The sequence below is a fragment of the Pseudomonas sp. PVC-5-1 genome, from assembly GCF_057444345.1.
In genome coordinates this window covers 648,716-674,437 of record NZ_CM172024.1, presented here as the reverse complement: position 1 = coordinate 674,437, position 25,722 = coordinate 648,716, and the positions used below count along the sequence as shown (strand labels likewise).

23 protein-coding genes, 1 rRNA gene and 1 pseudogene are annotated in these 25,722 nt (G+C 63.0%); 17 read left to right on the top strand and 8 right to left on the bottom strand.

Going from position 1 to position 25,722, the window contains the following annotated elements; translation table 11 throughout:
* Positions 1-241 precede the first annotated feature (241 nt).
* From AC2T3R_RS03035 to aptA, 3 genes are all read right to left on the bottom strand, one after another.
* Positions 242-1,778 (bottom strand): 16S ribosomal RNA (locus tag AC2T3R_RS03035).
* A gap of 952 nt (positions 1,779-2,730) precedes the next feature.
* On the bottom strand, positions 2,731-4,224 hold the full coding sequence (locus AC2T3R_RS03030; RefSeq protein WP_039614667.1) for a CoA-acylating methylmalonate-semialdehyde dehydrogenase: 1,494 nt from the start codon (positions 4,222-4,224) through the stop codon (positions 2,731-2,733).
* Between the two features lie 73 nt (positions 4,225-4,297).
* Positions 4,298-5,644: an omega-aminotransferase AptA gene (aptA, locus tag AC2T3R_RS03025; protein ID WP_410953675.1), complete on the bottom strand. Its 1,347-nt coding sequence runs from the start codon at positions 5,642-5,644 to the stop codon at positions 4,298-4,300.
* A gap of 117 nt (positions 5,645-5,761) precedes the next feature.
* Between aptA and AC2T3R_RS03020 the strand changes: the two genes are divergently transcribed.
* The 5 genes from AC2T3R_RS03020 (at position 5,762) to AC2T3R_RS03000 (ending at position 10,116) form a co-directional block, all read left to right on the top strand.
* A complete protein-coding gene (locus AC2T3R_RS03020; protein ID WP_013970743.1) occupies positions 5,762-6,679 on the top strand; it encodes a LysR family transcriptional regulator in 918 nt (305 codons plus the stop codon).
* A gap of 90 nt (positions 6,680-6,769) precedes the next feature.
* Positions 6,770-7,432, top strand: a complete 663-nt coding sequence (locus tag AC2T3R_RS03015) for a TetR/AcrR family transcriptional regulator (protein ID WP_003257076.1) — start codon at positions 6,770-6,772, stop codon at positions 7,430-7,432.
* A 9-nt stretch (positions 7,433-7,441) separates the two neighbouring features.
* Entirely contained in the window at positions 7,442-8,026 is a 585-nt protein-coding gene (locus AC2T3R_RS03010; protein ID WP_015268839.1) for an IMPACT family protein, read from the top strand.
* Positions 8,027-8,395: 369 nt separating this feature from the next.
* A complete protein-coding gene (locus tag AC2T3R_RS03005) occupies positions 8,396-9,082 on the top strand; it encodes an SDR family oxidoreductase (protein WP_015268838.1) in 687 nt (228 codons plus the stop codon).
* A gap of 86 nt (positions 9,083-9,168) precedes the next feature.
* Positions 9,169-10,116: an adenosine deaminase gene (locus AC2T3R_RS03000; RefSeq protein ID WP_410953673.1), complete on the top strand. Its 948-nt coding sequence runs from the start codon at positions 9,169-9,171 to the stop codon at positions 10,114-10,116.
* A 31-nt stretch (positions 10,117-10,147) separates the two neighbouring features.
* Here AC2T3R_RS03000 and AC2T3R_RS02995 read toward each other — a convergent pair whose 3' ends face one another.
* Positions 10,148-10,861, bottom strand: coding sequence for an ArsR/SmtB family transcription factor (locus AC2T3R_RS02995; RefSeq protein ID WP_013970739.1), 714 nt, complete (start codon positions 10,859-10,861; stop codon positions 10,148-10,150).
* A 488-nt stretch (positions 10,862-11,349) separates the two neighbouring features.
* Here AC2T3R_RS02995 and AC2T3R_RS02990 point away from each other — a divergent pair, with 488 nt between their 5' ends.
* Positions 11,350-11,547, top strand: a complete 198-nt coding sequence (locus tag AC2T3R_RS02990) for a hypothetical protein (protein WP_075044510.1) — start codon at positions 11,350-11,352, stop codon at positions 11,545-11,547.
* Here the strand turns inward: AC2T3R_RS02990 and AC2T3R_RS02985 are convergent.
* Both AC2T3R_RS02985 and AC2T3R_RS02980 read right to left on the bottom strand, forming a co-directional pair.
* On the bottom strand, positions 11,498-12,679 hold the full coding sequence (locus AC2T3R_RS02985) for a multidrug effflux MFS transporter (protein ID WP_123085630.1): 1,182 nt from the start codon (positions 12,677-12,679) through the stop codon (positions 11,498-11,500). The genes AC2T3R_RS02990 and AC2T3R_RS02985 overlap by 50 nt on opposite strands.
* Before the next feature lie 193 nt (positions 12,680-12,872).
* Complete coding sequence (locus tag AC2T3R_RS02980) at positions 12,873-13,070, bottom strand: heavy-metal-associated domain-containing protein (RefSeq protein ID WP_410953670.1); 198 nt, start codon at positions 13,068-13,070, stop codon at positions 12,873-12,875.
* Positions 13,071-13,215: 145 nt separating this feature from the next.
* Between AC2T3R_RS02980 and AC2T3R_RS02975 the strand changes: the two genes are divergently transcribed.
* The 5 genes and pseudogenes from AC2T3R_RS02975 (at position 13,216) to AC2T3R_RS02955 (ending at position 18,571) form a co-directional block, all read left to right on the top strand.
* Positions 13,216-13,602: a hypothetical protein gene (locus tag AC2T3R_RS02975; protein ID WP_061303955.1), complete on the top strand. Its 387-nt coding sequence runs from the start codon at positions 13,216-13,218 to the stop codon at positions 13,600-13,602.
* 52 nt (positions 13,603-13,654) lie between these two features.
* Positions 13,655-16,054, top strand: coding sequence for a heavy metal translocating P-type ATPase (locus tag AC2T3R_RS02970; protein ID WP_486744623.1), 2,400 nt, complete (start codon positions 13,655-13,657; stop codon positions 16,052-16,054).
* On the top strand, positions 16,051-16,461 hold the full coding sequence (gene cueR / locus AC2T3R_RS02965; RefSeq protein ID WP_061303951.1) for a Cu(I)-responsive transcriptional regulator: 411 nt from the start codon (positions 16,051-16,053) through the stop codon (positions 16,459-16,461). Before AC2T3R_RS02970 ends, cueR begins: the two co-directional genes overlap by 4 nt.
* 166 nt (positions 16,462-16,627) lie before the next feature.
* A pseudogene (locus tag AC2T3R_RS02960) lies at positions 16,628-17,713 on the top strand (HAMP domain-containing protein); the annotation flags it as partial.
* 90 nt (positions 17,714-17,803) lie between these two features.
* Entirely contained in the window at positions 17,804-18,571 is a 768-nt protein-coding gene (locus tag AC2T3R_RS02955) for a methyl-accepting chemotaxis protein (protein ID WP_410953671.1), read from the top strand.
* Positions 18,572-18,697: 126 nt separating this feature from the next.
* Here the strand turns inward: AC2T3R_RS02955 and AC2T3R_RS02950 are convergent, their stop codons facing one another.
* On the bottom strand, positions 18,698-19,477 hold the full coding sequence (locus tag AC2T3R_RS02950; protein WP_039614661.1) for an AraC family transcriptional regulator: 780 nt from the start codon (positions 19,475-19,477) through the stop codon (positions 18,698-18,700).
* Positions 19,478-19,516: 39 nt separating this feature from the next.
* Positions 19,517-20,794 (bottom strand): acetyl-CoA C-acetyltransferase, encoded by a 1,278-nt coding sequence (locus AC2T3R_RS02945; protein ID WP_023662416.1) that lies wholly within the window; start codon positions 20,792-20,794, stop codon positions 19,517-19,519.
* Between the two features lie 118 nt (positions 20,795-20,912).
* Here AC2T3R_RS02945 and AC2T3R_RS02940 point away from each other — a divergent pair, with 118 nt between their 5' ends.
* The 6 genes from AC2T3R_RS02940 to AC2T3R_RS02915 all read left to right on the top strand — a co-directional run bounded on the left by AC2T3R_RS02940 (position 20,913) and on the right by AC2T3R_RS02915 (position 25,607).
* Positions 20,913-22,265, top strand: coding sequence for a 3-oxoacyl-ACP reductase (locus tag AC2T3R_RS02940; protein WP_486744622.1), 1,353 nt, complete (start codon positions 20,913-20,915; stop codon positions 22,263-22,265).
* A gap of 2 nt (positions 22,266-22,267) precedes the next feature.
* Positions 22,268-23,119 carry a MaoC family dehydratase gene (locus AC2T3R_RS02935; protein ID WP_486744621.1) on the top strand — a complete coding sequence of 284 codons (852 nt, stop codon included), beginning with the start codon at positions 22,268-22,270 and terminating at the stop codon, positions 23,117-23,119.
* Between the two features lie 190 nt (positions 23,120-23,309).
* Positions 23,310-23,615, top strand: a complete 306-nt coding sequence (locus tag AC2T3R_RS02930) for a MazG-like family protein (protein ID WP_013970728.1) — start codon at positions 23,310-23,312, stop codon at positions 23,613-23,615.
* Entirely contained in the window at positions 23,612-24,361 is a 750-nt protein-coding gene (locus AC2T3R_RS02925; RefSeq protein ID WP_015268825.1) for a methyltransferase domain-containing protein, read from the top strand. The genes AC2T3R_RS02930 and AC2T3R_RS02925 overlap by 4 nt, the downstream gene beginning before the upstream one ends.
* Positions 24,362-24,382: 21 nt before the next feature.
* Positions 24,383-25,018, top strand: coding sequence for a DUF4136 domain-containing protein (locus AC2T3R_RS02920; RefSeq protein ID WP_003257064.1), 636 nt, complete (start codon positions 24,383-24,385; stop codon positions 25,016-25,018).
* 19 nt (positions 25,019-25,037) lie between these two features.
* Positions 25,038-25,607 (top strand): DUF4136 domain-containing protein, encoded by a 570-nt coding sequence (locus tag AC2T3R_RS02915; protein ID WP_023661913.1) that lies wholly within the window; start codon positions 25,038-25,040, stop codon positions 25,605-25,607.
* Positions 25,608-25,722 lie beyond the last annotated feature (115 nt).

Genomic DNA, 25,722 nt, shown 5'->3' with positions numbered 1-25,722 from the left:
ACTCACAAATTTTACCTTAGCCTGATTAACCAGCAGTGAAACTGGCCATCAGTCTATATCTATCACATATCCGAATTTTTAAAGAACGATCTGACAAAAGTCAGAAATCAACATTCGATGCGAATGCTCATTTCCAAGTTCTGACCAGGAACAACACAAGACCCATACAGGATCTTGATCGTCTTCAACCATGAATCAAGCAATTCGTGTGGGAGCTCATCAGTAGGCTGATGTCGTCGATTAAGGAGGTGATCCAGCCGCAGGTTCCCCTACGGCTACCTTGTTACGACTTCACCCCAGTCATGAATCACACCGTGGTAACCGTCCTCCCGAAGGTTAGACTAGCTACTTCTGGTGCAACCCACTCCCATGGTGTGACGGGCGGTGTGTACAAGGCCCGGGAACGTATTCACCGCGACATTCTGATTCGCGATTACTAGCGATTCCGACTTCACGCAGTCGAGTTGCAGACTGCGATCCGGACTACGATCGGTTTTGTGAGATTAGCTCCACCTCGCGGCTTGGCAACCCTCTGTACCGACCATTGTAGCACGTGTGTAGCCCAGGCCGTAAGGGCCATGATGACTTGACGTCATCCCCACCTTCCTCCGGTTTGTCACCGGCAGTCTCCTTAGAGTGCCCACCATAACGTGCTGGTAACTAAGGACAAGGGTTGCGCTCGTTACGGGACTTAACCCAACATCTCACGACACGAGCTGACGACAGCCATGCAGCACCTGTGTCAGAGTTCCCGAAGGCACCAATCCATCTCTGGAAAGTTCTCTGCATGTCAAGGCCTGGTAAGGTTCTTCGCGTTGCTTCGAATTAAACCACATGCTCCACCGCTTGTGCGGGCCCCCGTCAATTCATTTGAGTTTTAACCTTGCGGCCGTACTCCCCAGGCGGTCAACTTAATGCGTTAGCTGCGCCACTAAAATCTCAAGGATTCCAACGGCTAGTTGACATCGTTTACGGCGTGGACTACCAGGGTATCTAATCCTGTTTGCTCCCCACGCTTTCGCACCTCAGTGTCAGTATCAGTCCAGGTGGTCGCCTTCGCCACTGGTGTTCCTTCCTATATCTACGCATTTCACCGCTACACAGGAAATTCCACCACCCTCTACCGTACTCTAGCTCGCCAGTTTTGGATGCAGTTCCCAGGTTGAGCCCGGGGCTTTCACATCCAACTTAACGAACCACCTACGCGCGCTTTACGCCCAGTAATTCCGATTAACGCTTGCACCCTCTGTATTACCGCGGCTGCTGGCACAGAGTTAGCCGGTGCTTATTCTGTCGGTAACGTCAAAACAGCAAGGTATTAACTTACTGCCCTTCCTCCCAACTTAAAGTGCTTTACAATCCGAAGACCTTCTTCACACACGCGGCATGGCTGGATCAGGCTTTCGCCCATTGTCCAATATTCCCCACTGCTGCCTCCCGTAGGAGTCTGGACCGTGTCTCAGTTCCAGTGTGACTGATCATCCTCTCAGACCAGTTACGGATCGTCGCCTTGGTGAGCCATTACCTCACCAACTAGCTAATCCGACCTAGGCTCATCTGATAGCGCAAGGCCCGAAGGTCCCCTGCTTTCTCCCGTAGGACGTATGCGGTATTAGCGTTCCTTTCGAAACGTTGTCCCCCACTACCAGGCAGATTCCTAGGCATTACTCACCCGTCCGCCGCTGAATCAAGGAGCAAGCTCCCGTCATCCGCTCGACTTGCATGTGTTAGGCCTGCCGCCAGCGTTCAATCTGAGCCATGATCAAACTCTTCAGTTCAATACTGCTTGGGTTTTTAAGAAACCCTAAACTTGGCTCAGCAATCTCAAATGACTATGTGATTTCTCGCATGGCCACTTGTGATGCTGATAATCTTTGTGACTATCAGTCCGTACTCACAAGCACCCACACGAATTGCTTGATTCGATTTGTTAAAGAGCGTTTGGTTAAGAGCGTTTCGTCTCAACCGAGGCGCGCATTCTACGCTTTCCTCATTTGCTGTCAAGCGTTTATTTTGAAGTTTTTTGCGAGAAACTCGTTTAGCTTCAAACACTTGACTCGCTGCGATCTCTCGTAGCGGGAGGCGAATCATACAGCGTTTAGAAGCGCTGTCAACCATCATCTCAACCGCTGCCGATCATTCGATCGTAGCCCTTTCAACTTCGCTTCAACTATCTAACTCTTTGAAAATCAAGGAGTTTGTCGTTCCGGCGTCGCTGGAAGTGGGGCGCATTATAAGGGGATTCAGAAGGCGGTCAAGGGTTAATTTCATTTATTTGAAATATCCCAGGCGAAGACCTTATAAAGGCCACCAGATGTTCGCCACAACACCTTCTGCGCCTATGAGATCGAGCGCCGCCCGCGCGGCGCTTCGCAGCACAAGGCTGCTCCTACATCTGTTTCGGGCCAGTCACGCCTGTGCCTGCGCACGCGACCGCCTTGTTTGCCCGACGCGACATCGAGGTGGACGCCAAGGCGGTCGCGTGCCGTTCTCACAGGAATAATTGGCCCGAAACAAACGGTAGGAGCAGCCTTGTGCTGCGAAGCGCCGCGCGGGCGGCGCTCGATCTCACAGGCGCCAGGGAACCTAAGGCAGGCATATCTCAAAGCCAATACCATCTCAAGACAGGCCCATAGCCGCCCTGACGCACACGACAACCAAAAGCCAAAACACCAAACCCCAAAAACAAAGCGGGGAGGCCTGTCGGCCTCCCCGCTTCCGCTTCATCCCTTACAAACTAGGGAACGCAAACTGCGAAGCCTCATGGCTGGCCCGCTGCGGCCAGCGCTGGGTAATCGCCTTGCGACGGGTATAGAAGCGCACACCGTCCGGACCATAGGCATGCAGGTCACCGAACAACGAGCGCTTCCAGCCACCAAAGCTGTGGTAGGCCACCGGCACCGGCAGCGGTACGTTCACACCGACCATGCCCACTTCGATCTCGTCGCAGAACAGGCGCGCCGCTTCACCGTCACGGGTGAAGATGCAGGTGCCGTTGCCATACTCATGATCGTTGATCAGTTGCATGGCCTGCTCCAGGCTGTTCACACGCACTACGCACAGCACCGGGCCGAAGATCTCTTCCTTATAGATACGCATCTCCGGGGTCACCTTGTCGAACAGGGTGCCACCGACGAAGTAGCCATCCTCATTACCAGCCACACGGAAGCCACGGCCATCCACCACCAGCTTGGCGCCAGCAGCAACACCTTCGTCGATATACCCCACTACCTTGTCACGGGCAGCAGCCGTCACCAGCGGGCCCATGTCCAGGCCGCACGAGGTGCCGGCACCAATCTTCAGGGCCTTGATCTGCGGTTCCAGCTTGGCAATCAGGGCGTCAGCCACCTGGTCACCCACGCATACCGCCACCGAAATGGCCATGCAACGCTCGCCGCACGAACCGTAGGCTGCCCCCATCAGTGCGCTCACGGCATTGTCCAGGTCGGCATCCGGCATCAGCACCGCATGGTTCTTCGCACCACCCAGGGCCTGCACACGCTTGCCGCGCTTGGTGCCTTCAGCGTAGATGTACTCGGCGATCGGAGTCGAACCGACGAAACTCAAGGCCTTCACTTCCGGCGCTTCGATCAGCGCATCCACCGCTTCCTTGTCGCCATGCACCACGTTGAGGATACCCTTCGGAAGGCCGGCTTCCAGCAGCAGCTGGGCGATGAACAGAGTCGAGCTCGGGTCGCGCTCGGAAGGCTTGAGGATGAATGCGTTGCCGCAGGCGATGGCCAGTGGGTACATCCACAGCGGCACCATGGCCGGGAAGTTGAACGGGGTGATACCGGCAACCACGCCCAGCGGCTGGAAGTCGGACCAGGCATCGATGTTTGGGCCGACGTTGCGGCTGTACTCGCCTTTGAGCACTTCCGGCGCGGCGCAGGCGAACTCGACGTTCTCGATGCCACGCTTCAGTTCGCCGGCAGCATCTTCCAGGGTCTTGCCGTGCTCTTCGCTGATCATCTGCGAGATTCGTGCTTCGTTCTGCTCCAGCAGTTGCTTGAAGCGGAACATCACCTGGGCGCGCTTGGCCGGTGGGGTGTTGCGCCAGGCCGGGAAGGCAGCCTTGGCCGAGTCGATCGCTTCCTGCACGGTCGCGCGGCTGGCCAACTCGACTTTGCGCACGGCCTGACCGGTGGACGGGTTGAACACATCGGCGGTGCGCTCACCCTTGGTAACCAGTTCGCCATGGATCAGGTGCTGAACAATGCTCATGCAAAACTCCAGATAAAGAAGGTTGAGGCAGGCGCGCGATGCGTTCACGCGCCAGGCATCAGAATCGGAAAGATCAGTCGATCAGGTTCAGGGTTTCGCCTACTGCGTCGAACAGGCGATCCAGTTCCTGCGGCGTGGTGTTGAAGGTTGGGCCGAACTGCAGGGTGTCGCCACCGAAGCGTACATAGAAGCCTTTCTTCCACAGTTTCATCGCCGCTTCGTACGGACGCACGATGGCATCACCGTCGCGGGCAGCGATCTGGATCGCGCCGGCCAGGCCGTAGTTGCGGATATCGACGATGTTCTTGGTGCCCTTCACGCCATGCAGCAGCTTCTCGAAGTGCGGCGCCAACTCGGCGGCGGCCTGCACCAGGTTTTCCTTCTGCAGCAGGTCCAGCGCGGCGATACCGGCGGCGCAGGCTACCGGGTGGGCCGAGTAGGTGTAGCCGTGCGGGAATTCCACGGCGTACTCCGGGGTCGGCTGGTTCATGAAGGTCTGGTAGATCTCGCTGCTAGCGATAACCGCGCCCATCGGGATGGCGCCGTTGGTCACCTGCTTGGCGATGCACATAAGGTCCGGGGTCACGCCGAAGGCTTCGGAGCCAGTCATCGCGCCCATGCGACCGAAGCCGGTAATCACTTCGTCGAAGATCAGCAGGATGTTGTACTGGGTGCAGATTTCACGCAGGCGCTTCAGGTAACCCTTCGGCGGCGGCAGAACACCAGCCGAACCTGCCAGCGGCTCGACGATCACGGCAGCGATGTTGGAGGCGTCGTGCAACTCGATCAGCTTGAGCATCTCGTCAGCGAGGGCGATACCACCCTCTTCCGGCATGCCTTTGGAGAAGGCGTTGACCGGCAGCACGGTGTGAGGCAGGTGGTCGACATCCAGCAGCTGACCGAACAGCTTGCGGTTACCGTTGACGCCACCGAGGCTGGTGCCGGCGATGTTCACGCCGTGGTAGCCGCGAGCACGGCCGATGATCTTGGTCTTGGTCGCCTGGCCTTTCAGGCGCCAGTAGGCACGCACCATCTTCAGCGCGGTGTCGGCACACTCGGAACCGGAGTTGGTATAGAACACATGGTTCAGGTCGCCCGGGGTAAGTTCGGTGATCTTCTCGGCCAGCTGGAACGACAGCGGGTGGCCGAACTGGAAGGCCGGGGAGTAGTCCAGTGTGCCGATCTGGCGAGCCACCGCTTCGGTGATTTCCTTGCGGGTGTGCCCGGCGCCGCAGGTCCACAAACCGGACAGGGCATCGAAGATCTTGCGCCCCTGGTCGTCGAACAGGTAGCTGCCTTCGGCCGCCACGATCAGGCGTGGGTCGCGCTGGAAGTTGCGGTTGGCGGTGTAGGGCATCCAGTGCGCATCCAGCTTGAGCTGGCTGGCGATACCGGCGGGGGCGGTTTCGGGCATGTTCATCGGCGGTTCCTCGGAGACGATTAGGCAACGATGGATGTTGTTGCAGCTAAATTGGCACGGCGATAAAGTCTGGAAAAGCCAACATTTCTAATCTTCAGACAGGCCCTGACTAAACTAATGAGCCGACGACCCGATCCACTCGCCCAAGTCAGCGATTTTGACATCCGCCTGCTGAAGATCTATCGCAGTGTCGTAGAGTGCGGCGGTTTCTCGGCCGCCGAAAACGTGCTGGGCATTGGCCGTTCGGCCATCAGCCAGCAAATGAACGACCTTGAGCAACGCCTTGGCCTGCGCCTGTGCCAGCGCGGACGCGCCGGGTTCTCGCTGACCGAGGAAGGCCGCGAGGTCTACCACTCGGCGCTGCAACTGCTCAGCGCTCTGGAAAGCTTTCGCACCGAGGTCAACGGCCTGCACCAGCATTTGCGTGGCGAGCTGAACATTGGCCTGACCGACAACCTTGTGACGCTGCCGCACATGCGCATTACCCATGCCCTGGCCGAGCTCAAGGACCGCGGCCCCGATGTGCGCATCCAGATCCGCATGATCGCACCCAGCCAGGTCGAGCACGGCGTGCTTGATGGCAGCCTGCATGTCGGCGTGGTGCCGCAGACCAGCCCGCTGTCGGGCCTCGAGTACCAGCCGCTGTACAGTGAGCGCTCGCTGCTGTACTGCGCAGTCGGCCACCCGCTGTTCTATGCCGATGACCAGCAGATCGACGACGACCGCCTCAACAGCCAGGAAGCCATCACCCCCACCTTCCGTCTGCCGGCCGAAATCCAGGCGCATTACCAGGCACTGAATTGCACGGCCAGTGCTTCGGACCGCGAAGGCATGGCGTTTCTCATCCTTACCGGGCGCTACATCGGCTACCTGCCAGACCACTACGCCACGTTCTGGGTGCAGCAAGGCCGCTTGCGTGCCCTCAAGCCCCGGGAACGCTTCTATGATCTGAGTCTCAGCTGGGTAACGCGCAAGGGCCGGCGGCCGAACCTGGTACTGGAAAGCTTCCTCGAAAGCCTGGCTGCGACACGCTGATGCCAGTCTGTGCCGCAAACGCTTGTCACTTCGGCACAGGCAGGTAATCTTGTCCGACAGCCGCAGCCACTGACCCGTACGGAATCGTCCATGACCCTAGAAGTCCCTGCGCATCGCCTCTCCGCCTCGGGCAAGCCCGCGGGCCGCATCCGCCAGAAGAACGAACAGGCCATTATCCAGGCCGCGGAAGACGAGTTTGCCCGCCATGGTTTCAAGGGCACCAGCATGAACACCATCGCCCTCAAGGCGGGGTTGCCCAAGGCCAATCTGCATTACTACTTCACCAACAAGCTGGGCCTGTACATTGCCGTACTCAGCAACATCATCGAGTTGTGGGACAGCACCTTCAACGCCTTGAGCGTCGACGACGACCCGGGCGAAGCCCTGAGCCAGTACATCCGCACCAAGATGGAGTTCTCCCGGCGCAACCCGCAAGCCTCGCGGATTTTCGCCATGGAAGTGATCAGCGGCGGCACCTGCCTGAGCGAATACTTCAGTGCCGACTACCGCGAATGGTTCCGCGGCCGGGCCGCGGTGTTCCAGGCCTGGATCGAAGCCGGAAAGATGGACCCGGTCGACCCGGTGCACCTGATCTTCCTGCTGTGGGGCAGCACCCAGCACTACGCCGACTTCGCCACCCAGATCTGCCAGGTGACCGGCCGCAGCCGCCTGACCAAGCAGGACATGGAAGACGCGAGCAACAATCTTATCCACATCATTTTGAAGGGCTGCGGCATCAAGCCGGCTGCCTGATCGTCATTTATGCCTTCTACCCTGCTCGACCTCTGCGAGTACCGCGAGGAAATCCGCAAAAGCCGCTTCATCACCCTGGCCGGGCCGATCAGCAGTGCCGCCGACGCGATGAGTTTCATCGAACGCCACAGCGACCTGGCCGCCACCCACAACTGCTGGGCCTGGAAGCTTGGTGCCCAGTACCGCAGCAGCGATGACGGCGAACCTGGCGGTACGGCAGGGCGGCCGATCCTCGCGGCCATCGAGGCGCAGGACTGCGACCAGGTGGTGGTGCTGGTAATCCGCTGGTACGGCGGCATTCAGCTGGGAACTGGCGGCTTGGCCAGGGCCTACGGCGGCGGCGCCAACAAATGCCTGCAACAGGCACCCAAGCGGCTCCTTGTGCAGCGCAGCGAATTCACCTGCAGTTGCAGTTTCAGCGAACTGGCACTGGTGAAGCTGCGTCTGGCAGAGGTTGACGGCCTGGTTCTGGACGAACAATTCACCGCCAATGGCGTGGACCTGCTGATTGCACTCGGCGACACCCATCTGGCGCAAATTCAGCAGCAGTTGGCCGACTTGAGCCGCGGGCGCATTCTGCTCGAAGCACGTTGAACATTGCCCACAACAACTGTGGGCCGGCCTGTGGATAAGCTTGGGGCATTCGCTTGCAGGCAGCATTAATCAAGGGCTACAGAGGCTTGATCATATTTTGATCACCATTTGATGACAGCCGCAAACCGTTGATGCTCCTGAGGTTATCCCCAGGTCCCCAGCCTGCGTACCCCCCGCAAGCAATCTGCGCTTGCACACAATAACTGTGGACCAGCTTGTGGATAACCCGTGCGCCAACAGGCCGAAGGCCACGCCGTACAAGGGCCTGACGCAACTGGTGATTTTTCGTACAGCCCACCACGAGGCGCTCGGCACCACAGTGCATTATCCTCAATATCCTTCTTCGAACCGATCACGGAGCGCATCCAAATGGCTAACGCAAAAACCGCACTCATCATCGGCGCCTCGCGCGGGCTAGGCCTGGGCCTGGTGCAACGCCTCCAGGAAGACGGCTGGAACATCACCGCCACCGTGCGCAACCCGCAGCAGCCCGGCGCCCTGGCGGACGTGCCCGGCGTGCGCATCGAACAGCTGGAAATGAACGACACGGCCCAACTCGATGGCCTCAAGCAACGCCTGCAAGACCAAGTCTTCGACCTGGTGTTCATCAACGCCGGGGTCATGGGGCCTCTGCCGCAAGACCTGGAGACGGTGCAGAACAAGGACATCGGCGACCTGTTCATGACCAACGCCGTGGCGCCAATCCGCGTGGCCCGCCGCCTGGTCGGCCAGGTACGCGAAAGCAGCGGCGTGCTGGCCTTCATGAGCTCGATCCTCGGCAGCGTGACCATCCCCGACGGCGGCGAAATCTGCCTGTACAAGGCCAGCAAGGCGGCCCTGAACTCGATGATCAACAGCTTCGTCGTCGAGCAACAACGCCCCGACCTGTGCGTGCTGGCCATGCACCCGGGCTGGGTGAAAACCGACATGGGCGGTGAAAACGCCGAGATCGACGTGCTGACCAGCACCCGCGGCATGCTTGAACAGATCAAGGCGCAAAGCGGTAACGGCGGCCTGCGCTTCATCAACTACAAGGGCGAACCCTTGGTCTGGTGATTCACCAGGTCGCAGCCTGGCCGTGCGCAATGCCCGGCCAGGCTCTGTAGAATGGCGGCAACCGTACCTGATCGAGATGACCCACCATGTATGACTGGTTGAACGCCCTGCCCAAGGCCGAACTGCACCTGCACCTGGAAGGCTCGCTGGAGCCCGAGCTGCTGTTCGCCCTGGCCGAGCGCAACAAGATCGCCCTGCCTTGGGCCGATGTGGAGACCTTGCGCGGTGCCTATGCCTTCAACAACCTGCAGGAGTTCCTCGACCTGTATTACCAGGGCGCCGACGTGCTGCGCACCGAGCAGGACTTCTACGACCTGACCTGGGCCTACCTGCAACGCTGCAAGGCGCAGAACGTGATCCACACCGAACCGTTCTTCGACCCACAGACCCACACCGACCGCGGTATCCCCTTCGAGGTGGTGCTCAACGGCATCAACCAGGCGTTGAAGGACGGTCGCGAGCAACTGGGCATCAGCAGTGGCCTGATCCTCAGCTTCCTGCGCCACCTCAGCGAAGATGAAGCACAGAAAACCCTTGACCAGGCCCTGCCATTCCGCGATGCGTTCATCGCCGTTGGCCTGGACAGCTCGGAAATGGGGCACCCCCCGAGCAAGTTCCAGCGAGTGTTCGACCGCGCCCGCAGCGAAGGCCTGGTCGCCGTTGCCCATGCCGGCGAGGAAGGCCCGCCCGAGTACATCTGGGAAGCCCTGGACCTGCTGAAGGTCAAGCGTATCGACCACGGTGTGCGCGCCATCGAGGACGAGCGCCTGATGCGGCGCATCATCGACGAGCAGATCCCGCTCACGGTGTGCCCGCTGTCGAACACCAAGCTGTGCGTGTTCGACCACATGAGCCAACACAACATCCTCGAGATGCTCGAGCGCGGCGTGAAGGTCACGGTCAACTCTGACGACCCGGCCTACTTCGGCGGCTATGTCACCGAAAACTTCCACGCCCTGTACACCCATCTGGGCATGACCGAAGACCAGGCCCGTCGACTGGCCCAGAACAGCCTGGATGCCCGGCTGGCCTGAATGACCTGACGGCGACATATCTGTGGCGCCGTCAACCTACCTGCAACGTCGGCACGCGGGCAATGCGATTGATCTGCTGGATACCCAACGCAGAAATATGCAATGCCCGCGAGTCCTCGGCCTCGCGCATCCAGCCAGATTGCAGGAACAGCCGGAACAAGGCCTGCCCCAGCACGCCGCCCAGGTGCGGCCCCTGGTCGTTCCACTCGGTGCAGCGGCAGATCACGCAGCCACGTTGCTGGTGCGGCGCCAAGGCATCGATGTAGACCCCGACCAAAGCCAGCTGCGTCCGCCCCTCTTCGCTTACCATCAACTGCCGACCACTACCCTCCAGCCAGCCGGCCACCACCAGACGGTGATACAGCTCACCGGCCAGTTCCCCACCCAGGTGATCGCCACAGCGACGCGCCCTGCGTATCGACATGGGCAGCGGTGATACCGGTGCCTTGGCCCGCTCCCCCCTGGCACTCTCCAACTGGACACTGGCCAGGGCCTCCACCGCTGCCCCGACTTGCGGGGTGGCCAGCCGGAAGTAGCGCTTGCGCCCCCGCGCTTCGTGCCGGAGCAAACCGGCCGACGACAACAACGAAAGATGAGCGCAGGCCGATGACGAGGTCAGGCCTGTCATTACCGCGAGCTCGTTGGCCAGCCGCGGCGTGCCGTCGATCAATGCCCACAACATGGCACTGCGCTTGGGGTCGGCCATCAGGCTGGCAATCTGGCTGATACTGCTGGCTGCGTTCATGTCCCTGTAACTCCCTGCAAGTTCACTGTGTGGATGCGATGGCCACCCCTGGCAGGGAAGCGCCTCTCGCTGGCACTGGCCTGGTTCGCCAGTATAAGCCGCAAAAAACGCCATTCAGGCAGCGCCGCGCAGTGGTGCCACAGGCAAAATACCACTGGGTATGCCTACCCATGGCAGGCAGCGGAACAGTGCGTGAAAGCTGCCCGGACCGCGTGGGCAAGCAGCCCGGCACACATGGCAGGAGCCCGGGAACGACAGGCGGAAAAAACACCGGATGCAACTTCGGACGCGGCCGACAAGCAATTTCCACAAGTAGCGCAAGCCAAAGCGAAGGTTCCACGTGCTTGCAGGCATTGCACCCCAAGCTGGAAAAAACATGTAGAAAACGTTCTTGCCGACCGTCAGTCAGGACACTGATGCAGGTCATGGCAGGCAGAAGGTGCAGCGCTACACTTCATCCGCTCTCCCCCCTTTGGAGGTATGCCGCGATGAAAATTGTCGTCAGTGCGTCGAGCCGAAACCCCGCCTGCCCCTGGCAGGTCCAGCTCGATCAACACGTGGTCAGTTTCCGCAGCGAGGCCGAGGCGCGTGCCTTCGTCGCCACGTTGGAAACCCGCCTGCAGGCACCTCACCCGCTTATGCGGGAGCCTTGGCCGGCAAGCGTCGGGTCAGCAGCGCGACACTGACCACCAGCGCCCCGCACAGGCTGATCACCAGCGCCATCGGTACCGCACTGCCATCATGCAGCAGCCCCACCAGCGCCGCTGCACCGGCGGCAACGCTGAACTGCAGGCAGCCCATCAGCGCCGAGGCACTGCCAGCCCGAGCGCCCTGCCCGCTCATGGCACAGGCAGAGGCGTTGGGGATGATGCAGCCAAGGCTGGAGATGCAGACGAACAGCGGTACCAGCAGTGGCCACAGCTGTGTTGGCCGCGTTGCCGCCACGGCCAGCAACACCAGGCCCGCAGCCAGGTACAGCCACACCGCACGCGCCAACAGAAACGCCGGCCCGCGCTTGGCCAGCAAGCGTGCATTCACCTGCGCCACCAGGATGAAGCCGGCGGCATTGGTGCCGAACAACCAGCCGTAATGCTCGGCCGGCACGCCGTAGAGCTTGATGAACACGAAAGGTGAACCGGCGATGTAGGCAAACATGCCGGCGATGGCGATACCACCGGTCAGGGCATGGCCGACGAACACCCGGTCAGCGAACAGGCGCAAGTATTGGCGCATGGCGCCAGACAGCGGTTGCCGCGGTATGTGCTCGGGCAGGCTTTCCGGCAGGCCCAGGCTGACCGCCAGCAGGCAGCCGGCACTGAACAGGCTCAGGGCGAGGAAGATCGATTGCCAGCCGGCCACGTTCACCAGCACCCCGCCCAGCATCGGTGCCAGGATTGGCGCCAGGCCCATGACTAGCATCAGCTGCGAGAACACTTTGGCCGAGGCCACCGGGTCGCACTTGTCACTGACGATGGCCCGCGAAAGCACCATCCCGGCGCAACCGCCCAACGCCTGGACAAACCGCGCCAGCACCAGGGTATCGAGGTTGGGGGCATAGGCACAGGCCAGTGACGCCAGGGTGAACAGGGTCACCCCGAACATCAGCGGCTTGCGTCGGCCAAAGCGGTCAGCCACCGGCCCGTAGGCCAGTTGCCCGATGGACAGGCCAAGGAAGTAGGCGGCCAAAGTGGCCTGGACGTGTTTTTCATCGGTGGCGAACGCCTGCGCCATGGCCGGGAAGGCGGGCAGGTAGAAGTCGATCGCCAAGGGCCCGAACGCACTGAGTGCGCCCAGGATGAGCACCATTCGCAGGTTCATCAGGAATCCATAGCAGGCTAAGCAAGTGCTCGATTCTACCTGCTGCGGGCCCTATCGACATGAAAACATTTGCAACAATACCGAGCCTGGAGCGCCCTCTGTGGGAGCGGGCGTGCCCGCGAATCAGGCGGCGCGGTGGATGGCACCGGCTACGCCGGTGTTCGCGGGCACGCCCGCTCCCACAGGTCAGTATTCAGGCCGCCTCGACCTGATAACCCTCATCGCGAATGGCCGTGAGGATCTGCTCCTGAGCCAACTCGCTCTGCACCCGTACCTGCCTGGCCGCCAGATCGACCTCCACCTTGGCCGCGGCATCCTGTTCCTGCACCGCCCGGGTCACGGCTTTCACGCAATGGCCACAGGTCATGCCTTGTACATTGAACACTTGCATGGGGGTTACCTCCTTCAGGTTTTCCACAAGTCTCAAGCTTGCCATCGGGGCAAGGTCAAGACTTGCCGACACCAGCCGGGGTGGAAATCCGCGCGCGCGTCGGCCAAGCTGCGCCTTTGATGATCAGGCAAGCAGGAGATTCTTCATGTTCAGGGCAGCATTGGGCGTCGTCGGGCTATTGAGCACGCTGGCTGCAGTGCCACCGGCCAGCGCCGAGGGCAACTCGGACTACAGCGTGCTGATCATTTCCCGGGAGCGTCTGGAGGTGGCCACCAGTTGCGAAATCGGCATCTACCTCAACGACCAGCTCTCCGGGCGCGTGTTCCAGGAGCAGTCCACCTCGTTCAACCTGCCGCCCGGCCCGGTGGACGTGCGCCTGCGCCTGCTGCCCGGGCAAATGCCCGGCTGCGCCCCGGGTGTCGAGGACCAACGCAGCACACGACTGAACCTGCAGGCGGGCCAGATCAACAAATACCGCATCGCCATGGGGCAATATGGGCTGGAGTTGAAGCGAGCCGGCCTGGGCTATTGACCTTACCTGCGTGGCAAGGTTGATGCTGGAGGCCTGTCCAAGGAGGAGAGCCATGCCCGCATCCACCACATACGACCTGCCGATCTCCGGCATGACCTGCGCCAGTTGTGCCGGCCGGGTCGAACGCGCCCTTCGCAAGGTCACCGGCACTGAACAGGTCAGCGTCAACCTCGCCACCGAACAGGCCCGGGTCCAGGCCCCGGCCAACAGTCTGCCCGCGCTGGTCGAGGCCATACGCGAAGCCGGCTATGGCGTGCCCACCCGCACCGTCGAACTGCAGATTGGCGGCATGACCTGCGCCAGTTGCGTCGGCCGCGTAGAGCGCGCTCTCGGCAAGCTGCCGGGTGTTGAACGGGTCAGCGTCAACCTGGCCAGCGAACGCGCTCACCTCGAAGTGCTCGCGGCCCTCGACGACAACCTGCTGATCGACGCCGTGCAAAAGGCCGGCTACAGCGCCAGCCTGCCGCAAACCGCCAAGGACGACCAGCACGCTGCCCAGCACCGCCTGCGTAACGAACGCCTGGCGGTCGGCGCAGCGTTGCTGCTCGCCCTGCCGTTGGTGGTGCCAATGCTGGTGCAGCCGTTTGGCGTGCACTGGATGTTGCCAGCGTGGGTGCAGTTCCTGCTGGCCACACCGGTGCAGTTCATTCTCGGCGCGCGGTTCTACGTGGCCGCCTGGAAAGCCGTGCGCGCCGGGACTGGCAACATGGACCTGCTGGTAGCCCTGGGCACCAGCGCCGGCTACGGCCTGAGCCTGTACCAGTGGGCGCAAGCCCCCGCCGGCATGGCCCCTCACCTGTACTTCGAAGCTTCGGCCGTGGTGATTGCCCTGGTGCTGCTGGGCAAGTACCTGGAAAGCCGTGCCAAGCGCCAGACTGCCAGCGCCATCCGTGCCCTCGAAGCCCTTCGCCCGGAACAGGCCGTGCGCCTGGTCGATGGCCAGGAAGAGGACGTGGCCATTGCACAACTGCGCCTCGGCGACCTGGTACTGGTCAAACCCGGCGAGCGCTTCCCGGTCGATGGCGTGGTGGAAGACGGCAGCAGCCATGCCGATGAAGCCTTGATCAGCGGCGAGAGCCTGCCGGTGCCCAAGCAGCCAGGGGACAGGGTCACCGGTGGCGCTATCAACGGCGAAGGCCGGCTGCTGGTACGCACCCAGGCACTGGGTACCGAAACCGTGCTGGCACGCATCATCCGCCTGGTGGAAGACGCCCAGGCGGCCAAGGCACCGATCCAGAAGCTGGTCGACCGGGTCAGCCAGGTATTCGTCCCGGCCGTGCTGGTACTGGCGCTGATCACCCTGGTCGGTTGGTGGCTGGCTGGCGCGCCACTGGAAACCGCGCTGATCAATGCCGTCGCGGTACTGGTCATCGCCTGCCCCTGCGCCCTCGGCCTGGCCACACCCGCCGCGATCATGGCCGGCACCGGGGTCGCCGCCCGCCATGGCATCCTGATCAAGGACGCCGAAGCCCTGGAGCGCGCCCATGCGGTCAACCGCGTGGTGTTCGACAAGACCGGCACCCTCACCTCCGGCAGCCCGCGCGTTGTCCACAGCCAGGCGCAGGTGGGCAGCAGCGCCGACCTGCACCGCCTGGCCGGTGCCCTGCAGCGCGGCAGCGAACACCCGCTGGCCAAGGCGGTACTGGATGCCTGTGCCGAACAGGGCCTGGACGTGCCTGGCGTTGCCGACAGCCAGTCGCTGACCGGGCGTGGTATTGCCGGGCGCGTGGAAGGCCGCGAGTTGGCCCTGGGCAACCGCCGCCTGCTCGATGAAAGCGCCCTGCCACCCGGCGACCTGGCCGCCAAGGCCCAGGCCTGGGAAGCCGAGGGGCGCACTCTGTCATGGCTTATCGAACGCGGCGCGCAGCCGCGTGTGCTGGGCTTGTTCGCCTTTGGTGACAGCCTCAAGCCCGGCGCCGCGCAGGCAATCGATACCCTGCATGCGCAACACATCAGCAGCCACCTGCTGACCGGCGACAACCGCGGCAGCGCCAAAGTGGTGGCCGATGCCCTGGGCATCGACGACGTGCATGCCGAAGTGCTGCCGGCCGACAAGGCCGCGACCGTGACTGCACTCAAGCAGGATGGCGTGGTCGCCATGGTCGGGGATGGCATCAATGATGCGCCGGCGCTGGCCGCCGCCGATATCGGCATTGCCATGGGGGGCGGTACCGACGTGGCCATGCAGGCCGCCGGCATCACCCTGATGCGCGGCGACCCACGCCTGGTACCGGCCGCCCTGGAGATCAGCCGCAAGACCTATGCGAAGATCCGCCAGAACCTGTTCTGGGCGTTCATCTATAACCTGATCGGCATCCCGCTGGCCGCGCTGGGTTACCTCAACCCGGTACTGGCCGGCGCCGCCATGGCCCTGTCCAGCGTCAGCGTGGTGAGCAACGCACTGTGGCTCAAGGCGTGGAAACCCACCAGCAACACCCAGGAGGCTCCATGAACATCGGCCAGGCCGCCCGCCGCAGCGGGCTCAGCACCAAGATGATCCGTTACTACGAGTCCATCGGCCTGCTCAAACCCGCCACGCGCAGTGACAGCGGCTACCGCCTTTACCAGGCGGAAGACTTGCACAGCCTGGCCTTCATCAAGCGCTCCCGCGACCTGGGCTTTTCCCTCGAGGAGGTCGGCAAGCTGTTGACCTTGTGGCAGGACCGCCAGCGTGCCAGCGCCGATGTGAAAGCGCTGGCCATGCAACACATCGATGAGCTGAACCGGCGCATCGAAGAGCTGGTGAGCCTGCGCGACACCCTTGGCGAACTGGTATCGCACTGCCAGGGAGACGAGCGCCCGGACTGCCCGATCCTCAAGGATCTGGCCAATGGCTCTGCTAATGGCTGCTGTCACTGAGCCACCCGCAACGTTTGGTATGCCATATACGTCCAAACACGACCGAATAGTCACCAACTGCGACTTTATCCAATAAATACGGGCGTTTTCCTACATTAAACCCGGATGCTGCCGATGCAATTGTTACCTGCCTCGTGTGTCGAAAATAACAAATCCGGGAGCGTCGATGAGCATCAAACAGAAACTGACCTGGGCATTCGCGGTCATCGCCAGCTTGCCCATCATCCTTGTGGCCACCCTGGTGGTCCTCAACCTGCGTGGCGAAGCCCGCGACGGATTCCTCGATGGCAGCAGCCGGGAAATCCGCCAGGTCAGCAACGCGATGAACATCTTCTTCCAGGGCATCAACCAGAACGTCGAGTACCTGGCTGCGCAGCCGATGGTCGCCGCCACGGGTAGCGAACTGAACAAGTACATGAGCGCAACCCCGTCCTACGAATTGGGCGACCAGGCCAACAAGCTGCTGGAGTTCATGACCCGCCTGGCCACCACGCATCCCAGCTATGCGTACCTATCCTACGGGGTGAATGACGGTGGCTATGTCGGCTGGCCGGCCGGGCAGAAGTTCGTCAATTACGACCCGCGCACCCGCCCCTGGTACCAATTGGCAATGGCCAACCCTGGCAAGACCTTGCGTACCGGCGCCTACTACTGGGCTGCCGACGACGCCGTGCTGGTCAGCACCGTGCGCACCGTCGCCAACCAACTGGGCAACCCTGGTGGCGTGGTCAACGTCGACGTCTCGCTCAAAGGCCTTACCGAGATCGTCCAGCAGATCAAGCTGGGCGAAAGCGGCTACGTGCTACTGGTGGAAAACAACGGCAACGTATTGGTCGACCCTCGTGACGCCAAGCATAACTTCAAGCAACTGGCGAGCTTTGGCGACGGGTACGCCGAGCTGGCCAAGCACGGCAAGGGGCTGGCCGAAGTGGAACTGAATGGCGTGCGCTACATGGCCAACATCTACCCGGACGAACAGCTGGGCTGGACCCTGATCGGCCTGATCGAACAAAGCGAAGTGATGCAGACCACCACCCGCCTGACTTGGCTGATCGGCGTGGTGGCCCTGGTACTGGCCGCGCTGTTCGCCGTGGTCGGTGCCACCTTCGCCAAGCTGATCGTGCGCCCGATCAACAGCGTCACCAGCGGCCTGGAAGATATCGCCCAGGGCGAGGGCGACCTGACCCGCAACCTGGAAATCCGTGGCCGCGACGAAACCGCACAACTGGCCAGCTGGTTCAACCAGTTCCTCGGTGCCATTCGCAGCCTGATCCAGCACATCGGGGCTGCCGCCAGCAAGATACTCAGCACCTCCAGCAGCTCGACCCGCGTTTCCAGCGACATGGCCGAAGCCGCAGGCCGCCAGCGCGAAGCGGTGGACATGGTCTCTACCGCCTTCCACGAAATGGTCGCCACCGCCAACGAAGTGGCACGTTCCTGCAGCCAGGCGGCACAGTCGGCCGACAGCGGCCAGCAACAGGCCCGCGAAGGCCAGCAGCAAATCGATGCCGCGGTACATAGCGTTGACCGCCTGAGCCAGGAGATAGAACAGTCGGCGCAGTCGATCCAGCAGCTGGAGCGTGACAGCAACGCCATCCAGTCGATCCTCGGCACCATCCGCTCGATTGCCGAGCAAACCAACCTGCTGGCACTCAACGCCGCCATCGAAGCGGCCCGTGCCGGCGAGCAGGGCCGTGGCTTTGCCGTGGTTGCCGACGAAGTGCGGGCGCTGGCCAAGCGCACTGCCGACTCCACCGCAGAGATCGACGGCCTGCTGGGCAACCTGGCCAACCGCACTGCCGAGGTGGCCGCACAGATGCACGCCAGCCTGGAGGTTTCGCAGCAGTCGGTGAGCCGCATCGGCCTGGCCCGTGACAGCTTCGGGCAGATCCGCGAGTCGGTGGATGTGATCCGCGACATGAACACCCAGATTGCCACGGCGGCCGAAGAGCAGCACCAGGTGGCCGAAGACATCAACCGGCACATCAGCCAGATTCACGGCGATGCGCAACTGGTGGCCGAACTGGCCCAGGCGGCGCGGATGGATTCGGAGAGCCTGGCCGGGTTGTCCAATGAGCTGGATGCACTGGTGCGCAGGTTCCGTACCTGATGTGTTGCCTGCGCCGGCCTCTTCGCGGGCACGCCCGCTCCCACAGGTACTGCACAGCTTGCAAAGCTGCGGCGATCCTGTGGGAGCGGGCGCGCCCGCGAAGAGGACGGCACAGGCGACCAATCACTAAAGCCTCAATTCCCCCGGCGTCGCACCGAACAATTGCTTGAACGCCGCAATGTAAGCCGAGGTGGAGTCATACCCACACCCCAACGCCGCCTCGGTCACACTCTCCCCCGCCTCCAGCAGCGCCAGCGATGACAACAGCCGCATACGCTGCCGCCAGTTGCGAAAACTCAAGCCCGTCTCCCGCTGGAACAGCCGCATCAGCGTCTTCTCCGAGCACCCCAGTTCTCGCGCCCACTGCTGCAAGGTCTGCGACTGGTCCGGTGCAGCGATCAGCCCATTGCACAGCGCCAGCAACCCCGGGTGCCGTGGCAGTGGCAGCGAAAAACCGACCTCGGGCAGCATGCGCAACTGGTCGAGCAACACCGCCACCAGCCGCGCCTCGGCGCTGTCACCCTCCGGGTAGTCTGCCGGGAACAGGCAGAACTGCTTGATCAGTTCGCGCGCCAACGGGGTCACTTCCAGTACCCGGCATTGCTCCGGGGCCCACGGGCAGGCATCCCGGCGCACGTAAAGGCTGCGCATTTCGGCCTGCATAGAGGTGACCACTTCGTGTTCGGCATCGGCTGGTATCCACACGCCCCACTGGGGCGGGGCGAAGTAGCTGCCTTCCTGGGTATACACCCCGAGGACGCCGCTGATGGCATAGGAAAACTGCACCCAGTCGTGCTGGTGGCGGGTGGTCCAGGAGCCGGCGCCAAGACTTTCGGCTCGTGCATAGAGCGGCCTGGGCAGGTGGTCCAGCGCCGGAATGGGGCGGGGGTGTCCGATGATGGGCATGGTGGTTTCTTTTAGTTCTGACCAGACAAGCCTAACAGCTCAGCGCTCGACGATGACGGTCACCCCCTGCCCACCCGCAGCGCAGATCGATATCAACCCCCGCCCCTTCCCCGACCTCGCCAGCAGCTTGGCCAGGTTGGCCAATATCCGCCCCCCGGTCGCGGCAAACGGGTGCCCGGCCGCCAGCGAACTGCCCTTGACGTTGAGCTTGCTGCGGTCAATCGCCCCGAGCGGCGCATCCAGCCCCAGCCGTTCGCGGCAATAATCGGCATCTTCCCAGGCCTTGAGCGTGCACAGCACCTGGGCAGCAAAGGCTTCGTGAATCTCGTAATAGTCAAAGTCCTGCAGCGTCAGGCCATTGCGCGCCAACAGCCGCGGCACCGCATACACCGGCGCCATCAACAGCCCTTCGCGACCAGTAACGAAATCCACCGCAGCGGTTTCACCATCGACCAGATAGGCCAGCACCGACAGCCCCTGCTGCTCGGCCCATTCCTCGCTGCCCAGCAACACCAGCGAAGCACCATCGGTCAGCGGTGTGGAGTTGCCCGCCGTCAGCGTGCCCTGCCCGCTGCGGTCGAAGGCTGGCTTGAGCTTGGCCAATTGTTCCAGCGTCAGGTCGGGGCGCAGGTTGTTATCACGGGTCAACGACAGAAACGGCGTCAGCAGGTCATCCTGCCACCCTTCGGCGTACGCGGCAGCCAGCGCCTGGTGGCTCAGCAGCGCCAGCTCGTCCTGCTCGGCACGGCCAATGCGCCAGGCCTGGGCCATGCGTTCGCAATGCTCGCCCATAGACAAACCGGTGCGCGGCTCGCCGTTGCGCGGCAATTCGGGTTTCAGGTGGTGAGGGCGCAGCTTGAGGAATGGCTTTAGCCGCTCGCCCAGGCTTTTGCCGCGGTTGGCCTGCAGCAAGATGTGGCGCAGGCCTTCGTTGACCGCAATCGGCGCATCGGAGGTGGTGTCCACACCGCCGGCTATGCCGCAGTCGATCTGCCCCAGGGCAATCTTGTTGGCCACCAGCAGTGCCGCCTCTAGCCCCGTCCCGCAGGCTTGCTGGATGTCATAGGCTGGCGTCAGCGGCGACAGGCGCGAACCCAGCACGCACTCACGTGTCAGGTTCATGTCTCGCGAGTGCTTGAGCACAGCGCCAGCCACCACCTCCCCCATGCGCAACCCATGCAAGCGGTAGCGTTCGATCAGCCCTTCGAGGGCGACGGTGAGCATCGCCTGGTTGCTGGCCGTGGCGTAGGCGCCATTGGAACGGGCGAAGGGAATTCGGTTGCCGCCCAGGATCGCGACCCGGCGAAGTGAACGCATGCGCTTGTTCCTCCTGAAACAATTTGATCCGTACAGCCTAGGTGTTTTTGCCGCATTCGAACGACCTTGCCACAAAGTTGGTCCACACTTTCAAGCTTGCCTTCCGGGAGACCCACTCATGAGCGATCGCTACCTCGGCTTTGCCAACTCCAACCTCGGCCGCCGCCTTGTGGATGCCCTTGGCCTGCCACGTCCAGCGCCGCTGGAGCGTTGGCAGGCAGGCCGCCTGCGCCCGGTCGAAGGTGCCCTGGTACTGGGTGGCGGGCCACTGGCGAGCCAGGTCGAAGCCATTGCCCCGCGCCTGACCGACACGCTTTACAGCTTCAATACCGACAACCTCCAGGCCGAGGCATGGGTGGCTGGTCTGGGGCCGAAGATCAAGGCCGTGGTATTCGATGCCAGTGACCTGTCCGACAGCGACGCGTTGAAGCAGTTGCGCGAATTTTTCCAGCCACTGCTGCGCAGCCTGGCATCGTGCGCCCATGTGGTGCTGCTGGGCCGCGCGCCAGAAAGCCTCGACGACCCGTTGGCCAGCATTGCCCAACGAGCCCTGGAAGGCTTCAGCCGCTCGCTGGCCAAGGAACTGCGCAACGGTGCGACCGCGCAGTTGCTGTATGTCGGCCCAAGCGCGGAGGGTCAGCTGGAAGGCGCCCTGCGCTTCTTCCTCTCGCCCAAAAGCGCTTTTATCTCTGGCCAGGTGCTGCGCCTGCATGCCTGCGCCAGCCAGGTCGAGGACTGGACCCGGCCGCTGGCTGGGCGCCGCGCCCTGGTGACCGGTGCCGCGCGGGGCATCGGTGCCGCCATTGCCGAAACCCTGGCCCGGGACGGTGCCGACGTACTGCTGCTGGATGTGCCCCAAGCCAGCCAGGACCTCGACGCCCTGGCCGCACGCCTGGGTGGCAAGGCGCTGCCCCTGGACATCTGCGCCGGCGACGCGGCAACGCAACTGCTTGCGGCCCTGCCCGACGGCGTCGACATCGTGGTGCACAACGCCGGTATCACACGCGACAAGACCCTGGCCAACATGACCCCGGAATACTGGGACGCGGTGCTGGCGGTAAACCTCAAGGCACCGCAGGTGCTGACACAGGCGCTGTACGACAACGGCGCCCTGGGTGAAAACGCGCGCATCACCCTGCTGGCCTCGGTCAGCGGTATCGCCGGCAACCGCGGGCAGGCCAACTATGCCGCGAGCAAGGCCGGGCTGATCGGCCTGGCCCAAGCGTGGGCACCCCGGCTCGCCGAGCGCGGCGGCAGCATCAATGCCGTGGCCCCCGGTTTCATCGAAACCCACATGACCGCCGCCATGCCCATGGGCCTGCGCGAGGCCGGGCGACGCTTGAGTTCGCTTGGCCAGGGCGGCCGCCCGCAGGATGTCGCCGAAGCCATCGCCTGGCTCAGCCAGCCAGGCTCCGGTGCAGTCAACGGCCAGGTGCTGCGGGTATGCGGCCAGGCCTTGATGGGGGCTTGAGCATGAGCCGACACTGGCACGACCTGCACAGCCCGGCTTCGCGCACCAGCCTGTACCTGCGCGCGGCCAGCAAGCGCAGCATCAGCGGCGACCAGCTGCCGGACGACGGCCTGCGCTGCTTCATCCGCGTCCAGCCGGGCAACCTGGCCGCCTATCGACGGTTGTGCCACTTCACCGACGATGGCCGCCTGCCGGGTACTTATCCCCATGTCATGGCGTTCACGCTGCAGCTGCAGTTGATGACCGCGCCAAACTTCCCCTTCCCGCTGCTCGGCCTGGTGCACCTGCACAACCGCATCGAGGTGCTGCGCCCGCTGGGCGGTATCGAAGGGCTGCGCTTTGCGGTGCATGCAGGCAATCTGCAAGCGCATGCCAAGGGCGGCACCTTCGACCTGGTCACCGAAGCCGAAGACGGCATCGGCCTGCTCTGGCGCGAGACCAGCCGTATGCTGGTGCGCGGGCTGAAGCTGGAAAGCCAGGCAGGTGAGCCTGCCGAGGACGAACCGCAAGCGCTGCAAGAGGCGACCCGCTGGTACGCCGACAGCGATATCGGCCGGCGTTATGCCAAGGTTTGCGGGGACTACAACCCGATCCACCTCAGCGCGGCCAGTGCGCGGCTGTTCGGCTTCCCCACGGCCATTGCCCATGGCATGTGGAGCAAGGCCATGGCCCTGGCGGCACTGCGCGGGCACCTGCCGCACAGTGGCTTTGCCTTCGAGGTGGATTTCCGCAAGCCGGTGCGGTTGCCATCGGAGGTGGTGCTCGGTGCCAGTGAGGCGGGGACTGCGGGAGAGCTGCGGCTGGATGGGCATGGAGGGATTCTGCATATGTTCGGGCGCTGGGCCCCTCTGTAGGAGCGGCCTTGTGTCGCGATGGGGCGCGAAGCGGCCCCAAATTATCAGCTTCGCCGCTGGCATCGCCGGGGCCGCTTCGCGCCCCATCGCGACACAAGGCCGCTCCTACAGGGACCATGTCTGTCTTGGCGGTATACGCTTGCTTTGCATCGGGCCTGCGCAGAAGCTATGCAGCATTAGGAGACCCCCGATGAATCTGCAAGAACTCACCCAACGCCTGCACCAGATCCGCGACAACAACGACTGGCGCGGCTTTCACAGCCCGAAGAACCTCGCCATGGCCGCCAGTGTCGAAATGGCCGAGCTGGTGGAAATCTTCCAGTGGCTGAGCGAAGACCAATCGCGCCAGCTGCCAGCCGATAAGCTGGCCCATGCCGGCCAGGAAATCGGCGATGTGGTGCTCTACCTGTTGCTGCTGTGCAGCGAACTTGGCCTGGACATGGACCAGGTAGTGCGAGCCAAGCTGGCCGACAGCGAGAGGCGCTTCGCCCGATGAACGACCGTCACTTCGATGAGCTGGCTACCCGCTTTGCCGAAAAGATCTACGGCGGCGCCAAGGGCGCGATCCGCCTGGCCGTGCTGCAGGCCGACCTGGCCGAAGCCCTGCCTGACCGCCCGCTGCGCATCCTCGACATCGGTGCCGGGTTGGGTCACATGGCTTTGTGGCTGGCCCAGCGCGGCCACCAGCTGACCCTGGCCGAACCCGCCGCGCCCATGCTCGACGGCGCACGGGCGCGCTTTGCCGAAGCCGGCCAACCGGCCACCTTCATCCAGGCCCCCTGGCAAGACCTGCTTGGCCAGCTGACCGAACCCTACGATCTGGTGCTATGCCATGCCGTGCTCGAATGGCTGGCCGAGCCCGAAAGCATCCTGCCGGTGCTGCACCAGCTCACGGCCCCTTCCGGGTGGCTGTCGCTGGCCTTCTACAACCGCGACGCCCTGGTCTATCGCAACCTGCTCAAGGGCCATTTCCGCAAGTTGCGCAGCAACCGGCTGGAAGGTGAGAAGCAGAGCCTGACCCCGCAAAAACCGCTTGATCCACGGGAACTCAGGGCGCAACTTGATCCTATGTGGCAGGTTGAAAGCGAAAGTGGCGTGCGGGTGTTCCACGACTACATGCCCAAGGAATTCCAAGGCAAGGCCGAGCTGCTCGACCTGCTGGAAATGGAACTGGCCTACCGTCGACACCCCAGCTTCGCCGGGCTCGGCCGCTACCTGCACTGGGTCTGCCGCCCCCGTTGACCTGCCCGCCGGGAGGAATACATGCCTTACCGTCTGTTGTGCCTGGCCGTGCTGCCGCTTGCCCTGGCTGGCTGCCAGGGCAGCAACCCCTACGTGGCCAGCAGCCGCCCGTTACCACCGGCACCGGCCCAGGCGGCCAGCACCTTCGATGCCAGTGCCTACCCGACACCGGCCCGTGATTACGGGCACTACCGTAGCTGGAGCTGGCTCAACGGCCAGTTGCCCAGTGGCTCGGTCGATACCGACCCGGCGCAACTGGCCGATGCCGTCAGCGGCGCACTGGACCAGCATGGCCTGCGTCCCGCCCGGGGCGGCCCCGGCGACTTGCTGGTCAGCGCCGACATACGCCTGGAAAAGCGCTTGCGCCAGGTACGTGACTACGATGCCTACGACCCTTACTACGGCCCGTATCCCTATGGCGGTGTCGGCTATGGCGGCTACCGCCATGGCTATGGGGGCTATGCCAGCGTGCCCATCGTGCGCACCTACGAAGTGCAGGTGATGGTGGTGCGTATCGACCTGTACGACGCCCGCAGCGGCCAGCCGGTATGGAGTGCCAGTGCCGAAAGCGGCAGCGACAAGGACTCGCCGCGTGAACGCGAAAGCGCCCTGCGCGATTCTGTGCACAAGGCGCTCAACGGCTATCCTCCCAGTTGATATCCAACGGAGAACCATCATGTTGCGCCGTCTCGTTCTACTGTCATTCGCGTTGTTGCTCGCCGCCTGCTCCAGCAATAACGTCCAGCAGGATTTCGATGCCAGCCGTGACTTTGCCGCCTACCGCAGTTGGGCATGGCAGGAACCGGGCCTGCAGTACCGCCCGGATGACCCACGAATCAAGAGCGACCTCACCGAGCAACGCATTCGCCAGGCAGTCGCAAGCCAACTCGACCAGCGTGGCCTGCGCCCGGTACAAGGCGGCGCCCGGCCGGACGTGACAGTGCGCGCGTACCTGATCGTCGAGCAGCGCCAGCAACAGATCACCACCAACTACGGCGGTGGCTGGGGAGGCTACTGGGGCGGCTACTGGGGTGGGCCGATGTACAACGAAACCCGCAGCGTCGACTACAAGGTCGCCACTATCCAGATCGACCTGTTCGATGGGCGTGACGGCAAGCTGGTGTGGCGCGGCAGTGCCGAGCAGATCATGAACAACTACCCGCCAAGCCCCGAGGAACGCAACAGCGCGATCCAGAACACCGTGACCAAGGTGTTGGCCAACTACCCGCCGGGGAGCAGGAAGTAACGCTCAAACACAAACTCAATTGGCGCCGCGGACCTGTGGGAGCGGGCATGCCCGCGAAACAGGCACCGCGGTGGATGGCACAGGCTTCGCCCGTGTTCGCGGGCTCGCCCGCTCC

Excerpts from the sequence above, each read along its gene's own strand:
- AC2T3R_RS02930 (WP_013970728.1), top strand. The coding sequence starts at position 23,310 with ATGAATCTGCAAGAACTCACCCAACGCCTGCACCAGATCCGCGACAAC.
- AC2T3R_RS02995 (WP_013970739.1), bottom strand. The coding sequence starts at position 10,861 with ATGAACGCAGCCAGCAGTATCAGCCAGATTGCCAGCCTGATGGCCGAC.
- aptA (WP_410953675.1), bottom strand. The coding sequence starts at position 5,644 with ATGAACATGCCCGAAACCGCCCCCGCCGGTATCGCCAGCCAGCTCAAG.
- AC2T3R_RS03020 (WP_013970743.1), top strand. The coding sequence starts at position 5,762 with ATGAGCCGACGACCCGATCCACTCGCCCAAGTCAGCGATTTTGACATC.
- AC2T3R_RS02925 (WP_015268825.1), top strand. The coding sequence starts at position 23,612 with ATGAACGACCGTCACTTCGATGAGCTGGCTACCCGCTTTGCCGAAAAG.
- AC2T3R_RS02940 (WP_486744622.1), top strand. The coding sequence starts at position 20,913 with ATGAGCGATCGCTACCTCGGCTTTGCCAACTCCAACCTCGGCCGCCGC.
- AC2T3R_RS02920 (WP_003257064.1), top strand. The coding sequence starts at position 24,383 with ATGCCTTACCGTCTGTTGTGCCTGGCCGTGCTGCCGCTTGCCCTGGCT.
- AC2T3R_RS02990 (WP_075044510.1), top strand. The coding sequence starts at position 11,350 with ATGAAAATTGTCGTCAGTGCGTCGAGCCGAAACCCCGCCTGCCCCTGG.
- AC2T3R_RS02955 (WP_410953671.1), top strand. The coding sequence starts at position 17,804 with ATGGCCGAAGCCGCAGGCCGCCAGCGCGAAGCGGTGGACATGGTCTCT.
- AC2T3R_RS03030 (WP_039614667.1), bottom strand. The coding sequence starts at position 4,224 with ATGAGCATTGTTCAGCACCTGATCCATGGCGAACTGGTTACCAAGGGT.
- AC2T3R_RS02985 (WP_123085630.1), bottom strand. The coding sequence starts at position 12,679 with ATGAACCTGCGAATGGTGCTCATCCTGGGCGCACTCAGTGCGTTCGGG.
- AC2T3R_RS03005 (WP_015268838.1), top strand. The coding sequence starts at position 8,396 with ATGGCTAACGCAAAAACCGCACTCATCATCGGCGCCTCGCGCGGGCTA.
- AC2T3R_RS02950 (WP_039614661.1), bottom strand. The coding sequence starts at position 19,477 with ATGCCCATCATCGGACACCCCCGCCCCATTCCGGCGCTGGACCACCTG.
- cueR (WP_061303951.1), top strand. The coding sequence starts at position 16,051 with ATGAACATCGGCCAGGCCGCCCGCCGCAGCGGGCTCAGCACCAAGATG.
- AC2T3R_RS02970 (WP_486744623.1), top strand. The coding sequence starts at position 13,655 with ATGCCCGCATCCACCACATACGACCTGCCGATCTCCGGCATGACCTGC.
- AC2T3R_RS02980 (WP_410953670.1), bottom strand. The coding sequence starts at position 13,070 with ATGCAAGTGTTCAATGTACAAGGCATGACCTGTGGCCATTGCGTGAAA.
- AC2T3R_RS02935 (WP_486744621.1), top strand. The coding sequence starts at position 22,268 with ATGAGCCGACACTGGCACGACCTGCACAGCCCGGCTTCGCGCACCAGC.
- AC2T3R_RS02945 (WP_023662416.1), bottom strand. The coding sequence starts at position 20,794 with ATGCGTTCACTTCGCCGGGTCGCGATCCTGGGCGGCAACCGAATTCCC.
- AC2T3R_RS03000 (WP_410953673.1), top strand. The coding sequence starts at position 9,169 with ATGTATGACTGGTTGAACGCCCTGCCCAAGGCCGAACTGCACCTGCAC.
- AC2T3R_RS02975 (WP_061303955.1), top strand. The coding sequence starts at position 13,216 with ATGTTCAGGGCAGCATTGGGCGTCGTCGGGCTATTGAGCACGCTGGCT.
- AC2T3R_RS03010 (WP_015268839.1), top strand. The coding sequence starts at position 7,442 with ATGCCTTCTACCCTGCTCGACCTCTGCGAGTACCGCGAGGAAATCCGC.
- AC2T3R_RS02915 (WP_023661913.1), top strand. The coding sequence starts at position 25,038 with ATGTTGCGCCGTCTCGTTCTACTGTCATTCGCGTTGTTGCTCGCCGCC.
- AC2T3R_RS03015 (WP_003257076.1), top strand. The coding sequence starts at position 6,770 with ATGACCCTAGAAGTCCCTGCGCATCGCCTCTCCGCCTCGGGCAAGCCC.